Source organism: Bradyrhizobium algeriense (genome assembly GCF_003062295.1).
GTDB lineage: Bacteria > Pseudomonadota > Alphaproteobacteria > Rhizobiales > Xanthobacteraceae > Bradyrhizobium > Bradyrhizobium algeriense.
In genome coordinates this window covers 56,862-70,313 of the sequence record NZ_PYCN01000027.1, presented here as the reverse complement: position 1 = coordinate 70,313, position 13,452 = coordinate 56,862, and the positions used below count along the sequence as shown (strand labels likewise).

At 63.6% G+C, this 13,452-nt stretch carries 11 protein-coding genes and 1 pseudogene; 9 read left to right on the top strand and 3 right to left on the bottom strand.

Features of this window, described 5'->3' with window-relative positions:
- The first annotated feature begins 44 nt into the window (after positions 1-44).
- Together C7G61_RS33435 and C7G61_RS33430 are read left to right on the top strand one after the other, a co-directional pair.
- Positions 45-866, top strand: a complete 822-nt coding sequence (locus C7G61_RS33435; protein WP_108521936.1) for an NAD-dependent epimerase/dehydratase family protein — start codon at positions 45-47, stop codon at positions 864-866.
- 123 nt (positions 867-989) lie between these two features.
- Positions 990-2,696, top strand: a complete 1,707-nt coding sequence (locus C7G61_RS33430) for an IlvD/Edd family dehydratase (RefSeq protein WP_108521934.1) — start codon at positions 990-992, stop codon at positions 2,694-2,696.
- A gap of 135 nt (positions 2,697-2,831) precedes the next feature.
- Here C7G61_RS33430 and C7G61_RS33425 read toward each other — a convergent pair whose 3' ends face one another.
- Positions 2,832-3,629, bottom strand: coding sequence for an enoyl-CoA hydratase/isomerase family protein (locus tag C7G61_RS33425; RefSeq protein WP_190242083.1), 798 nt, complete (start codon positions 3,627-3,629; stop codon positions 2,832-2,834).
- 271 nt (positions 3,630-3,900) lie between these two features.
- Between C7G61_RS33425 and C7G61_RS33420 the strand changes: the two genes are divergently transcribed.
- On the top strand, positions 3,901-5,121 hold the full coding sequence (locus tag C7G61_RS33420; protein WP_108521930.1) for an NAD(P)/FAD-dependent oxidoreductase: 1,221 nt from the start codon (positions 3,901-3,903) through the stop codon (positions 5,119-5,121).
- 102 nt (positions 5,122-5,223) lie between these two features.
- Here the strand turns inward: C7G61_RS33420 and C7G61_RS33415 are convergent, their stop codons facing one another.
- On the bottom strand, positions 5,224-6,138 hold the full coding sequence (locus C7G61_RS33415) for a ribokinase (protein ID WP_108521927.1): 915 nt from the start codon (positions 6,136-6,138) through the stop codon (positions 5,224-5,226).
- 21 nt (positions 6,139-6,159) lie between these two features.
- Positions 6,160-7,053, bottom strand: coding sequence for a sugar kinase (locus tag C7G61_RS33410; protein ID WP_108521925.1), 894 nt, complete (start codon positions 7,051-7,053; stop codon positions 6,160-6,162).
- A 235-nt stretch (positions 7,054-7,288) separates the two neighbouring features.
- Here C7G61_RS33410 and C7G61_RS33405 point away from each other — a divergent pair, with 235 nt between their 5' ends.
- The 6 genes and pseudogenes from C7G61_RS33405 (at position 7,289) to C7G61_RS33380 (ending at position 13,449) form a co-directional block, all read left to right on the top strand.
- Positions 7,289-8,548, top strand: coding sequence for a Glu/Leu/Phe/Val family dehydrogenase (locus C7G61_RS33405; RefSeq protein ID WP_108521923.1), 1,260 nt, complete (start codon positions 7,289-7,291; stop codon positions 8,546-8,548).
- Positions 8,545-9,388: pseudogene (locus C7G61_RS33400) on the top strand (VOC family protein). The gene C7G61_RS33405 and the pseudogene C7G61_RS33400 overlap by 4 nt, the downstream one beginning before the upstream one ends.
- 223 nt (positions 9,389-9,611) lie before the next feature.
- Positions 9,612-10,319 carry a TetR/AcrR family transcriptional regulator gene (locus C7G61_RS33395; RefSeq protein ID WP_190242082.1) on the top strand — a complete coding sequence of 236 codons (708 nt, stop codon included), beginning with the start codon at positions 9,612-9,614 and terminating at the stop codon, positions 10,317-10,319.
- 302 nt (positions 10,320-10,621) lie between these two features.
- Positions 10,622-11,431, top strand: coding sequence for an ABC transporter permease (locus tag C7G61_RS33390; protein WP_108521920.1), 810 nt, complete (start codon positions 10,622-10,624; stop codon positions 11,429-11,431).
- A 54-nt stretch (positions 11,432-11,485) separates the two neighbouring features.
- Positions 11,486-12,484: an ABC transporter substrate-binding protein gene (locus C7G61_RS33385; protein ID WP_190242081.1), complete on the top strand. Its 999-nt coding sequence runs from the start codon at positions 11,486-11,488 to the stop codon at positions 12,482-12,484.
- A gap of 116 nt (positions 12,485-12,600) precedes the next feature.
- On the top strand, positions 12,601-13,449 hold the full coding sequence (locus C7G61_RS33380; RefSeq protein ID WP_108521915.1) for an ABC transporter ATP-binding protein: 849 nt from the start codon (positions 12,601-12,603) through the stop codon (positions 13,447-13,449).
- Positions 13,450-13,452: the final 3 nt, after the last annotated feature.

Genomic DNA, 13,452 nt, shown 5'->3' with positions numbered 1-13,452 from the left:
GTCAGCTAATGACCGCAAATCGGTCGAGAGATAAGAGGAACGAAATGCCACGCATATTGATGACCGGCGCTGCCGGCGGGATCGGCACATCCTTGCGCAAGCTGCTGCCGCCGATCTATCCGGACCTGCTGCTGAGCGATCTGAAGGCGCCGGCCGATCTCGGCAAGGACGAGAAGTTCAAGGCCGCCGATCTGGCCGATCTGGCCCAGGTCGAGGCGATCTGCGAAGGCGTTGACGGCATCCTGCATTTCGGTGGTTATTCGGTCGAAGGGCCCTGGGATTCGATCCTGCAGTCCAACATCATCGGCGGCTACAATCTGTTCGAGGCGGCGCGGAAGAAGGGCGTCAAGCGCGTGGTGTTCGCCTCGTCCAACCACGCAGTCGGCTTCTACCCGCGCCACCACCGCATCGGCACCGACGTCACCGCACGCCCCGACAGCCGTTACGGCGTCAGCAAGGTATTCGGCGAAGCGGTCGGCGCGCTCTATGCCGACAAGCACGGGCTCGGCGTGACCTGCATCCGGATCGGCAATTTCGGCGAGATGCCGCTCGATCATCGTCGCCTGTCGATCTGGCTGAAGCCGGAAGATCTGGTGCAACTCTGCCGCATCGGGCTCGATCATCCCGATATTCATTTCGAGATATTCTACGGCGCCTCCCATAACGAGCGCGCCTGGTGGGACAACCATCGCGCCTATGAGCTCGGTTATCGCCCGACCGGCCGTGGCGAAGATTTCCGCGAACACGCGATGGCCGAACAGGCCAAGCTCAAGCCGGACCCGGTCGGCGATTACTACCAGGGCGGCACGTTCTGCAGCATGGAGTTCGACGGCGACAAGGGCCGGATTATCGACTGGAAGAAGTGACCGGTCATTCAGGGGTATGCGCCCTTGCGGCGCGGGCCCGGAAACCATACTGACGATCATATCGTGGCCCGGGCTCACCGGGCGCGCCCGGAAGCTAAAGCCTCGAAGACAGGAAGCAAGAAAATGGCCGACGGACTTCGCAAGGGACTGACGAGTTATGGCGATGCTGGCTTCTCGCTGTTCCTGCGCAAGGCCTTCATCAAGGCGATGGGCTATTCGGATGATGCGCTGAACCGGCCGATCGTCGGCATCACCAATACCTACAGCGACTACAATCCCTGTCACGGCAACGTTCCGCAGATCATCGAAGCGGTGAAGCGCGGCGTGATGCTGTCTGGCGCGATGCCGATGGTGTTCCCGACTATCTCGATCGCCGAGAGCTTTGCCTATCCGACCTCGATGTATCTTCGCAATCTGATGGCGATGGACACCGAGGAGATGATCCGCGCGCAGCCGATGGACGCCGTGGTCGTGATCGGCGGATGCGACAAGACCTTGCCGGCGCAGATCATGGCCGCCGTCAGTGCCGACCTGCCGACCGTCGTTATTCCCGTGGGGCCGATGGTGGTCGGGCATCACAAGGGCGAAGTTCTGGGGGCGTGCACGGATTGCCGGAGGCTGTGGGGAAAATATCGCGCCGGCGAAATTGACGACATTGAAATCGAAGCCGTCAACGGCCGGCTCGCGCCGTCGGTCGGCACCTGCATGGTGATGGGCACCGCCTCGACCATGGCATGCATCACCGAGGCGCTCGGTCTGTCGCTGCCGATGAGCGCGACGATCCCGGCGCCGCATGCCGAGCGCTTTCGCTCGGCGGAGGCGAGCGGCAGGGTGGCGGCCGTGATGGCCAAGGCCAAGGGACCAAAACCCAGCGAATTGCTGACGCAGGCCTCCTTCCAGAACGCACAAGTGGTACTACAGGCGATCGGCGGCTCGACCAACGGGCTCATTCATCTGACGGCGATTGCCAACCGCACCAAACACCGCATCGATCTCGAAGCGTTCGACAAGCTCGGCCGCGAGGTGCCCGTGCTGATCGACCTGAAACCGTCAGGCGAGCATTACATGGAGCATTTTCATCATGCCGGCGGCGTGCCGAAATTGATGGCGCAGCTCGGCGATCTCATCGATCTCGATGCCAAAACCATTACGGGGCAGACGCTGCGCGAGGTCGTCGCCGACGCCGAGGAGGTGCCGGGGCAAGACGCCATCCGTCCGCGCGACAATCCGATCAAGAGCGAAGGCGCGATGGCGGTGCTACATGGCAACCTGGCGCCGCGCGGCGCGGTCATCAAGCAATCAGCGGCAAGCCCGAAACTGCTGCAGCATACCGGCCGTGCCGTGGTGTTCGAATCCGTCGAGGACATGACGCTGCGGGTCGACGATCCCGATCTCGACGTCAACGCCGATGACGTGCTGGTGCTGCGCAATGCCGGCCCCAAGGGTGCGCCCGGAATGCCGGAGGCTGGCTATCTGCCGATCCCGAAGAAACTCGCGCGTGGTGGGACCAAGGACATGGTGCGGATATCCGACGCGCGCATGAGCGGCACCGCGTTCGGCACCATCGTGCTGCACATCACGCCGGAATCCGCCGTGGGCGGTCCGCTGGCGCTGGTGAAGAACGGCGACATGATCCGCCTCGATGTCGCGAAACGCAGCATCGATCTGCTGGTCGACGAGGCGGAACTGGCGAAGCGCCGCGCGGCGCTTGCTCCGGCCGTCGCGCCCGATTGGGCCAGGCGCGGCTACGCGCACCTGTTCAACGAGACGATTCTGCAGGCTGACGAGGGCTGCGACTTCGATTTCATGCGCGGGCGGGGGAAGGGGTAGCCCTGTGGCGTCATGCCCCGCGAAGGCGGGGCATCCAGTACGCCGAGGCATTGAACTTGAATTGAGCGAGCGCGGCGTACTGGATCATCCGCCTTCGCGGATGATGACAGTTGAGCAGGCGGTATCAACGCGCCACTACTTTCCCTTGCTGGTGAACTTCTTCACCGCGACGCGGAAGTCGTCGGTGTGCATGGCGTCGATGATCTTCGCTTCCTCGGCATCGAGTTGCTGCCTGGTCGGTGTAACCGCGGCCTGATAGACCAGCGACTTGGTGCCGGCGATCGCCGCGGGCGGATTCTGCGCCAGCCGTTCGGCGAATTTGCGCGTCTCTGCCTTCAGTTCCGCTGCCGGAACGACGCGGGCGACCAGGCCCCATTGATAGGCCTGCTGCGCTGTAAAACTGTCTTCGGCCAAAAATATCTGCAACGCGCGGCGGGTGCCGACGGTGCCGACCATGCCGACCGTGCTGCCGCCGTCCGGCGAGACGCCGATCTTGGCATAGGCCGGCGTGAAGCGGGCGTCGTCGGCGGCAATGCAGAGATCAGCGATGAAGGCGAGCCCCATGCCAGCACCGGCGGCGGAGCCGTGGACGCTGGAGAGAACGATCTTCGGCATCCGCCGCACCGTCTCGATAAAGGCGTGGTAGTGCTTCAGCAACTCGCCGACCACGGGCGCGATGGTATCGTTGGCGGCGGCAGCTCCAATGGTCTGCAGATCGCCGCCGGCCGAGAAGGCGCGGCCTTCACCCTCGATGACAAGCACACGGATATCGTCGTTGCCCTCGACCTCGCTGCCTAGCTGCTCGAGCTTTTGCGCGATCGACAGATTGATGGAATTGAAGGCCGCGGGCCGGTTCAGGGTGATGGTGGCAATCGGACCCTCGATCCGGAGCAGGGCAGGGGCGCTGGCGGCGGTATCATCTGACGTCGGCATGGCTGGGCCTCGGCTCGGAACGGAGGCCAGCATTTAAATAGCAGAAGGTAAGAGGTGACAATCCCCGGCCAAGCCTGCAAAATGCCTGGCAATCCTTCCCCCCCGGGGCGATGGCGCTCTTGCGTCTGTTCGCGCCATGAGCTCAGATAGGGCCTGTCATCGTTCGGAACGGACACGAGCGCCGCTTCCAAGGGACGAGACAGGCAAGCCAAAATCAGTGGAGAGGAAACGACATGGGTCATTCCCGTGCGCTCGAACGTAGGATGTTCCCATGACGGCAGGACCGATTGTCATCATTGGCGCGGGCCACGCGGGCTTTCAGCTTGCGATGTCGCTGCGCCAGCACGGCTTTTCCGAACGCATCGCGCTGTTGAACGATGAAGGCCATCTGCCGTACCAGCGGCCGCCGCTATCCAAGGCCTACCTGAAGGGGACCGGCGGACCCGACAGCCTGATGTTCCGCCCGGAAAAATTCTATCATGACCAGACCATCGATCTGATCTCCGATCGCGCGGTATCGATCGACCGCGCCGCGCGCAAGGTGCGGCTCGCCTCCGGCACTTCGCTCGATTACGGCCATCTCGTGCTGGCGACCGGTGCGCGCAATCGCCTGCTCGACATTCCCAATGCCAATCTCGACAGCGTGCGCTATCTGCGGACGCTCGATGAGAGCCAGTCCTTGCGGGACTACATTGGCCCGGGCCAGCGCGTCGTCGTGATCGGCGCCGGATTTATCGGCCTCGAATTTGCCGCGACCGCGCGGGCCAAGGGCCTCGAAGTCGACGTCATCGAGCTCGCGCCGCGGGTGATGGCGCGCGCGGTGACCGCGGAAATCTCGGAATATTTTCAATCGCGGCACACCGCGGCCGGCATCCGGATTCATCTCGGCGTCCAGGTCACCAGCATCGAGAGCGACGGCAGCAAGGTCACCGGGGTCAGCCTCAGCGACGGACGGCATATCAAAGCCGACCTGATCGTGGTCGGCGTCGGCGTCCTGCCCAATGTCGAACTGGCGGCGGAGGCAGGGCTGAAGGTCGCGGCCGGCATCGTGGTCGACGAGCATTTGCTGACCTCCGACCCGAACGTCTCGGCGATAGGCGATTGTGCGCTGTATGCGAGCCCGCGGTTCGGCGGCTCGCTGCGGCTGGAGTCGGTGCAGAACGCCACCGACCACGCGCGCTGCGTCGCGACCCGGCTCACCGGCGATGCCAAGCCCTATGACGGCTTGCCCTGGTTCTGGAGCGATCAGGGTCCCGACAAGCTGCAGATGGTGGGACTGACCACCGGCTACGACCGCGTGGTGGTGCGCGGCGATCGCGCCCAGGGGGCGTTCTCGGCGTTCTGTTACAAATCCGGGCAACTCGTCGGCATCGAGTCCGTCAATCGCGCCGGCGACCACATGTTCGGCCGGCGCCTGCTTGCCGCCCACGGATCGATCACGCCGGAGCAGGCGGCGGATGCGAGTTTTGATTTGAAGCGCGCGCTGACATAAGTCGGAGGCGGCCGAGTTCTGTAGCCCGGATGCAGCGAAGCGAAATCCGGGGCTGTTGCATGCGGCGTGGGTGATCCCGGATTGCGCTTCGCTCCATCCGGGCTACGGCTGCAGGGCGTTCGCCACCTCGGCCGCTGTCGGCATCGACGGCGCGGCGCCCATTCGCTGCACGCAGATCGATGCGGCGGCATTGGCGTATTCGAGCGCGTCGCGGATCGCCTTTCCATTGGCAAGCTGGGCTGCGAGGGCGCCGACAAAGCAATCGCCGGCGCCGGTGGTGTCCACCGCCTTCACGGCACGCCCCGCAATCAGCGAGGGTTCGCCGCCCATGAGCGCGAGCACGCCGCGCTTGCCCAGCGTGACGCAAATGGTTTTGTCGGCACCGGTCGGCAGGCGCCGCGCTGCTTCAATAAAACGTTCGGGGGCGTCGGTATCGGCCAGCGCGGTGCCGGCGAGAAACCCGAGCTCGGTTTCGTTGAGGATCATGATGTCGGCGAGTTCAAGCAATTCCGGCCCGCAGGCCATCGCCGGCGCCGGGTTGAGGATGGTGGTCGCCCCGGCCGTGCGCGCCCGTTTGAAGAAGGCGCCGATCGTCGCTTGCGGAATTTCGAACTGGCTGACGGCGACGTCGCCTTTGGCGAGCACGGGGGCGGCGACATCCTCAGCGCTGACCAGCGCATTGGCGCCGGGCACAACGACGATGGTATTGTCGGCGTCGGCGATGGTGATGATGGCCGTCCCGCTATGGATCCCGGCGATGTCCTTGACGAGCGCGAGGTCGACGCCTTGCGCGGCGAGGAACGTCCGCAATTGCTGCCCGAAGGCATCTCGGCCCAGCCGGCCGATCAACGCGGTTGTTGCACCCAGCTTCGCCGCGGCGACCGCCTGGTTCGCACCCTTGCCGCCCGGAAAATAATGCACGGCGTTGCCGGCGACGGTCTCGCCGACCTTCGGATGCCGGGTGGCCGTCGCCACCACATCCATGTTGATGCTGCCGGCGACGAAGACGCGTCCCATGCGTTACCCCTGCTTCGCCGGTCAGGCGCTCTCCCGAAACTCCTGCTTGACCGCGTCGATATCGCCGAGCGACGGCAGGCCGGCCTCGTTGCCGAGGCGCTGGATCTTGTAGGTCGAGGCGGCACGCGCAAACTCGAAATGATCCTGCCAGCTTTTAGCGGGATGGCTGAGATAAGAATAGACATAGGCGCCGTGGAAAACGTCGCCTGCGCCATTGGTGTCGATCACGCGGTCGCGCGGGATCGGCAGCGCGGGCAGGCGGCGGACCGCGCCAGTCTCGTCATACCAGAGCAGGCCTTGCTCGCCCATGGTGACGCCGCCGACCCGGCAGCCGCGACTCTTGAGATAGTCGAGCATGGCGTCCGGCGTCTTGTCCATCTGCTCGCACAGCCGTTCGGCAACGATGGCGACGTCGATGAATTCCAGCAGCTCGTGGGTATTGGTGCGCAGGCCGCCGCCATCGAGCGATGTCAGGATGCCGTCTTCGCGGCACAACTTGGCATAATGGATTGCGGCGTCCGGCTGGTGGCCGTCGATGTGCAGCGCGCGGCAGCCCTTCAAGTTCAACATCGGGAAGGGATGGATGTGCTCGTCGTCGCGGCAGCGCACGATGGCGCGTTTGCCGTCTTTCGGCATGATGAACGACAGCGAGGAGGAATTGACCTTGCGCGGATGGATCGAGATTCCGTATTTCGCGCTCATGTCCTGAAACATGCGGCCGAGCCAGTCGTTCGCCACCGTTGCGATCAGGTCGGGCACGATGCCGAGTTTGGCGCAGCAGAACGCCGCGGTGACGGCGTTGCCGCCAAACGACACCGCATAGGCGGAGGCCACATGTTTTTCGTCGCCGGTCGGCATGTGGTCGGTGATGAAGGTAACATCGATATAGGTCTGTCCGATGAAGAGAGCCTGCATTCGTTTTCCGTCATGAGCTGATGGGTGGTCCCGGCCCGGCGCGCACACATTAGCACCGGTTATCGGATGCATTCGCTGAAATTATTCGCAACCGTGCCGTCTTTGCAGCCTGAGATGGGAGTATGAGGAGACTACGACCGTTCTTAGACTAGTCCTTGGGGCTATCGCCAGCATCCGCCGATAACGGCGAACCGCTGCCTGGGGTTCCTGACAGTGCAACAAAAGGGGGGCAAGGATGACCGTTTATTCCGGTCCGGTGTTCGACATGGCGGTTAACCAATTTGGCGTCATCGCCAACCATCTCGAAATCCCGATGGACGAGCGCGACCGAATCCTGATGCCGAAGCGGGCCATCACAATCTCCTGTCCGATCCACCGCGATGACGGCACGGTCGCGGTATTCGAAGGCTACCGGGTGCAGCACCACCTCACGCTCGGCCCGACCAAGGGCGGCACGCGATTCGCGCCCTCCGTCGACATCGGCGAGGTCGCAGCCCTTGCGATCTGGATGAGCTGGAAATGCGCGCTCGTCGGGCTGCCCTATGGCGGCGCCAAGGGCGGCGTCAATGTCGATCTCTCCACCATCTCCAGGCGCGAACTGGAAGCGCTGTCGCGGCGCTACATGCAGGAGATGATTCCCTTCGTCGGCCCGCATACCGACGTCATGGCGCCTGACATGGGCACCAATGAGCAGGTGATGGCCTGGTTCATGGACACTTATTCGATGTACCAGGGCCGCACCGTGACCGAGATCGTCACCGGCAAGCCGGTATCGTCGGGCGGCACGCTCGGCCGGCGCGAAGCAACGGGGCGCGGCGTCGCCTATCTTGCCAGGCGCGTGCTGAAGGAGCTGTCGATCAATCCGGGCACTGCGACCGCCGTGATCCAGGGCTTTGGCAATGTCGGATCCTATGCCGCGCTGGAGCTGCATCAATACGGGTTGAAGATCATCGCGGTCAGCGATCACACCGGCGCGCTGCACGATCCGGCCGGGCTGGATATTCCCGCGCTGATGCGGCATGCGGGCACGCATGGCAGCATCGCCGGCTTCTCCAACCAGATGACTTTCGACCCCGAACAGATCCTGACGCTGGCCTGCGACGTCCTGGTGCCGGCGGCGATGGAGCGGGTGATCGATGCCAGCGTCGCGGAAAATCTCAAATGCCGCGTGCTGGCCGAAGGCGCCAACGGCCCGACCACGCCGGATGCCGATCTGGTGCTGGAAAAGCGCCAGGGCGAAGTGTTTTTGATTCCCGACATTCTCTGCAACTCCGGCGGCGTCGTGGTCAGCTACTTCGAATGGGTGCAGGATTTACAGCAATTGTTCTGGGAGGAAGAGGAAGTGACGCGGCGCGAATACGCCATCCTCGATCGCGCCTTTGACAACATGGTGCAGCGTGCCAATGCCGACAAGATCCCGCATCGCACCGCAGCGATGGCGATCGGGGTGGAGAAGGTCCGCGCTGCCAAGAACACGCGAGGCCTGTTCCCGTGATCACCGGCCTCGATCACGTCGTCGTTCTCACCGGCGATATCAATGCGGCCTCCACCGCTTACCAGACCTTGTTTGCCCGTGCGCCGGCCTGGCAGAACAGCGGCGAGGGCGCCGACCGTGTCCTGTTCACGCTCGACAACACGACGCTGGAATTGATGGCGCCGAGTGGCGAGGGCGCCAATGCGGAGCGCATTCGCGCTGTGCTGGCCGCGCAGGGCGAGGGGCTCGCAAGCATCTGCTTTCGGACCAGCGACATCGCCAGGATGCATCGCAGGCTCGACCGGCTCACGCTGAGGCCGGACGCGATTGCCGACGTCGAAAGCCAGGACGCGATCTCAGGTGCGACGCTGTCATGGAAGCGCACGCGCGCGGCAACGGAGGCCACGCGCGGCATCCGCCTGTTCTTCCTCGAGCGCGACAAGGAGCGACCGCTGTCGGTGCGAACCACGACCGGATCGATCACGGCGATGGATCATGTCGTGGTCTCGACGTCGGACCCCGAACGGGCCGCAGCCCTCTACGGCGCACGGCTCGGCCTCGACATGGCGCTCGACCGCTCGCACCCGGATTGGGGCCGGCTGATGTTCTTCCGCTGCGGCGACCTTATTGTCGAGGTGACGCACCGGCCGGGCAAGCAGGAAGATACGTCGCAGGACCGGCTGCGCGGCCTGTGCTGGCGCGTCTCCGACATCGACGCCACCCATGCGCGGCTGGCTCAGGCCGGCCGTCGACGTCTCGGAAGTCCGCACCGGCCGCAAGCCGGGGACGCGGGTCCTGACGGTGCGCAGCGGGACGTGCGGCGTCCCGACGCTGCTGGTGCAGCCGTCTACGGGACCGTGATATCTTTCCCTTCTCCCCTTGTGGGAGAAGGTGGATCGACGGCGCGAAGCGACGGCGAGCCGGATGAGGGGTCTGTCTCCGCGGATAGAGACCCCTCATCCGCCTTCGCTTTCGCGAAGGCACCTTCTCCCACAAGGGGAGAAGGGGAAGAGCGTTGCCGCCTCGTTCTCAAATCGCGCCATGCGTGCTACAGCAGACATCATGTGTCTACCGGGCGATTGATTTGGCAAAGGCAAAACGCGTTCAGAAATGGCAGCGCGACCCCGAGGGGATGCGGCTTCGCATTCTCGAGGCCGCCAAGCAGGAATTCGCCGCCCATGGCCTGGCCGGCGCACGCGTCGACCGCATCGCGGCCAATGCCGGCGCAAACAAGCGCATGCTGTATTACCACGTCGGCAACAAGGAAAACCTCTACCTCGCGGTGCTCGAAGGCGCCTATGAGAAAATCCGTTCTGAGGAGCGTGGGCTCGATCTCGAACATCTCGATCCGCCCGAGGCGATCGAGCGGCTGATCGACTTCACCTGGAACTACTTCCTCCGCAACCCGGAATTTCTGGCGCTGCTCAACACCGAAAATCTCGCCAAGGCGCGCCATCTGAAGCGCTCGACCAAGGTCAAATCGATGCATTCGCCGTTCGTCGAGATGATCCGCACGGTGGTGACGCGCGGCGTCGAAAGCGGCGACTTCCGCGTAGCGGTCGATCCGGTGCAGCTCTACATTTCGATCGCTGGGCTATGCTTCTTCTATCTCTCCAACAGCGCAACACTCTCCGTGATCTTCGGCCGCGACCTCCTGAAGAAGGAGGCGAGGGACGAGCGCCTCGCCCACATGGTGGCGCTGGTGCTGGCGGCGCTGACGGGCAAATCGACGGCGGATTTTGGCAAGCCGGCGCAGCCCGGCGTGCGGTCGCCTGCGCCTCAGCCGGTCTAGCAGTCGTTCCTGCGAACGCAGGAACCCATAACCACCGGTTTCGGTTGTTGAGCCGTAGGTCCGTAGCCCGGATGGAGCGAAGCGCAATCCGGGACCGCTCACGCCGCTTGCACTTTCCCGGATTTCGCTGCGCTCCATCCGGGCTACGAACTGCACGGCGTAGGGGTCCCTGCGTTCGTGTAGGGTGCGGCCGCTTTTTTTTGGGTTCCGAAGGCCACAAATTGTCACACCCAACCCGCTTGCCAGTATTTATCCAACGGGTTAATTTCTTCCCAGAAAAGACGATCACCAGGGAGCGGGACGTGGCGGAGCTGAAGCGCGAGAGTGGCGTATCGAAAGCGCTGAACGCGGCGTGGGTGCGGCCGTTTTTGTTCCTGCTATTCATCGTGGTGGCATGGGATCTCACCATCCGCGTGTTCCGGATTCCCGCCTACCAGATCCCGGCGCCCGGCGACGTCGTGGCGGTGCTGTGGACGGACTGGCCGGAACTGCTGCGGCAGGCCTGGCCGACCACCTACGCCACCCTGTGCGGCTTCCTGCTGTCGGCCATGTTCGGCATTCCCGTGGCCATGCTGATTGCGGGTTCCAAGACGGTGGAAAGCTATGTCTATCCGCTGCTGGTGTTCTCGCAATCGGTGCCGAAGATCGCGATCGCGCCGCTGTTCGTGGTGTGGTTCGGGTTCGGCATCATCCCGAAAGTGATCTCGGCGTTTCTGCTCGGGTTTTTCCCGGTGGTGGTGTCCGCCGTGCAGGGCTTCAAGTCGGTCGACCCTGATATGGTCGATCTCGCGCGTGCGATGCAGGGCAGTCGCTTCCAGGTGTTTCGCGCCGTCAACCTGCCGCATGCGATGCCGGCGATTTTCTCCGGGCTGAAGGTGTCGGTAACGCTCGCCGTCGTTGGCGCCGTGGTCGGCGAATTCGTCGGCTCCAATTCCGGCATCGGCTATGTGCTGCAGCGCTCGATCGGAACGTTCGACCTGCCGACGATGTTTGCAGCTCTCGTGATTCTCGCGCTGCTCGGCGTGGTCCTGTTCTGGGCCGTCGACCGCATCGAACGCCTCGTGATCCCCTGGCATGTCAGCCAGCGCGAGGACATCATTTTTGCTTCCTAAGCCAAACCAAAACGGCCGGCCAAAGGCCGCAACAACACCAACGGGAGGATGACCATGATACGAACGATAGCGGCGATCTCCGCCGCCTTGATCTGGACCGCACTTTCGGTGCTGCCCGCATCGGCCGCCGACAAGGTCGTGCTGATGCTGAACTGGTACGTCTATGGCGAGCACGCGCCGTTCTATTACGGCAAGGCCAAGGGCATCTATGCCGCCGAGGGCATCGACCTCGAAATCCAGGAAGGCCGCGGTTCGGCGGCGACCACGCAGGCCGTGGCGGCCAAGACCGCCAATTTCGGCTATGTCGACGTGCCCACGATGATGCGCGCGGCAGTGAAGGGTGCGCCGATCGTCGCCACCGGCGTGCTGCTGCAGACCAGCCCGATGTCGGCGATGGGCTTTGTCGAAAAGAACATCAAGAAGCCCGAGGACATCAAGGGCAAGACGGTGGCGATCACGCCGGCTGACTCGATGACGCAGATCTGGCCGCTGTTCCTGAAGAAGACCGGCCTGAAGGAAAGCGACTTCCAGACAGTGGCCGGCGACGGCCAGACCAAGCTGAACGCCGTCATCAACGGCCAGGCTGACCTTCTGCTCGGCTATGTCATGGACCAGTCGATGAAGATCAAGGACGCCACCGGCAAGGACGTCAACGCCATCAAGTTCGCCGACTACGGCATCAACATGGTCTGCTCGGGCGTCGTCGCCAACACCGACTTCGTCAAGGCCAATGCCGATCTGGTCAAGCGCTTCATGTCGGCGACCACCAAGGCAGTTGAAGCCGCCGAGAAGGATGCCAAGGGCGCGGCGCAGTCGATCCTCGACGCCAACCCGAAGGGCGGCAAGATCGATACGCTGACGCAAGGCTTTGAACTGACCATCCCGCTCTACCGCACGGCGGAAACCAAGGGCAAGCGGCCGTTCCAGGTGACCGACCAGAACATGACCGACACGGTGAACCTGATGGTCGAATATGGCGGGCTGGATGCCAAGGCCAAGGATAATCCGAAAGCGTTTTACACCAACGACTACCTGCCGCAGGGCGGTTCGTGAACACAAGCCGTCATTCCGGGGCGATGCGCAGCATCGAACCCGGAATCTCGAGATTCCGGGTCTGGTCCTTCGGACCATCCCGGAATGACGGGCATCTCGACAACGGAATGAGCTGAATGAATCCCGCGACCAAACCAATCGAGATCAATCAACCGAGCGCGCATCTGCGCCTGGTGTCGGATCGAGCCGGCGCCGCGGCGCCGGGCATCACGCTGTCGGGCGTCTCAAAAACCTATCGTTCGCGCGACGGCGATGTGCCGTCGCTGCGGCCGCTGGATTTCCACATCAACGAGGGCGAGTTCTTTGTCGTGGTCGGCCCGTCCGGCTGCGGCAAGTCCACGCTGCTGAAAATGATTTCGGGCCTGCTCGCGCCGTCCACCGGAGAGATCCTGGTCGAAGGCGAGCAAGTCACAAAGCCGCACGGGAATGTCGGCATCGTGTTCCAGAACGCGCTGCTATTGCCCTGGCGCAACATCCTGTCCAACGTGATGTTGCCGATCGACATGAAGAAGCTGCCGCGCGACGAATATTTGCCGCGGGCAAAGGCGCTGTTGAAACTGGTCGGCCTCGAAGGCTTCGAGAAGAAGCTGCCGTGGCAATTGTCCGGCGGCATGCAGCAACGCGCCTCGATCTGCCGCGCGCTGGTGCACGATCCCAAGATCATGCTGATGGACGAGCCGTTCGGCGCGTTAGATGCCATGACACGCGAGAAGATGAACGTCGAGCTGATGCGCATCCAGCGCGAAACCGGCAAGACCGTGCTGCTGATCACGCATTCTATACCGGAGGCGGTGTTCCTGGCCGACCGCGTGCTGGTCATGACCGAACGGCCCGGCGCGATCGCGGCGATCTACGACGTGCCGCTGCCGCGGCCGCGCTCGCTGGATGCGATGGCCGATCCCGCTTTCACCGAACTGGTGCAGCGGATTCGCAAGCATTTTTTCACCCAAAGCGCGCTGGATTGAGAG

Bases quoted from the DNA above. Each gene is read 5' to 3' on its own strand.
- C7G61_RS33380 (WP_108521915.1), top strand. From the start codon at position 12,601: ATGAATCCCGCGACCAAACCAATCGAGATCAATCAACCGAGCGCGCAT.
- C7G61_RS33425 (WP_190242083.1), bottom strand. From the start codon at position 3,629: ATGCCGACGTCAGATGATACCGCCGCCAGCGCCCCTGCCCTGCTCCGG.
- C7G61_RS33410 (WP_108521925.1), bottom strand. From the start codon at position 7,053: ATGCAGGCTCTCTTCATCGGACAGACCTATATCGATGTTACCTTCATC.
- C7G61_RS33435 (WP_108521936.1), top strand. From the start codon at position 45: ATGCCACGCATATTGATGACCGGCGCTGCCGGCGGGATCGGCACATCC.
- C7G61_RS33430 (WP_108521934.1), top strand. From the start codon at position 990: ATGGCCGACGGACTTCGCAAGGGACTGACGAGTTATGGCGATGCTGGC.
- C7G61_RS33415 (WP_108521927.1), bottom strand. From the start codon at position 6,138: ATGGGACGCGTCTTCGTCGCCGGCAGCATCAACATGGATGTGGTGGCG.
- C7G61_RS33420 (WP_108521930.1), top strand. From the start codon at position 3,901: ATGACGGCAGGACCGATTGTCATCATTGGCGCGGGCCACGCGGGCTTT.
- C7G61_RS33385 (WP_190242081.1), top strand. From the start codon at position 11,486: ATGATACGAACGATAGCGGCGATCTCCGCCGCCTTGATCTGGACCGCA.
- C7G61_RS33405 (WP_108521923.1), top strand. From the start codon at position 7,289: ATGACCGTTTATTCCGGTCCGGTGTTCGACATGGCGGTTAACCAATTT.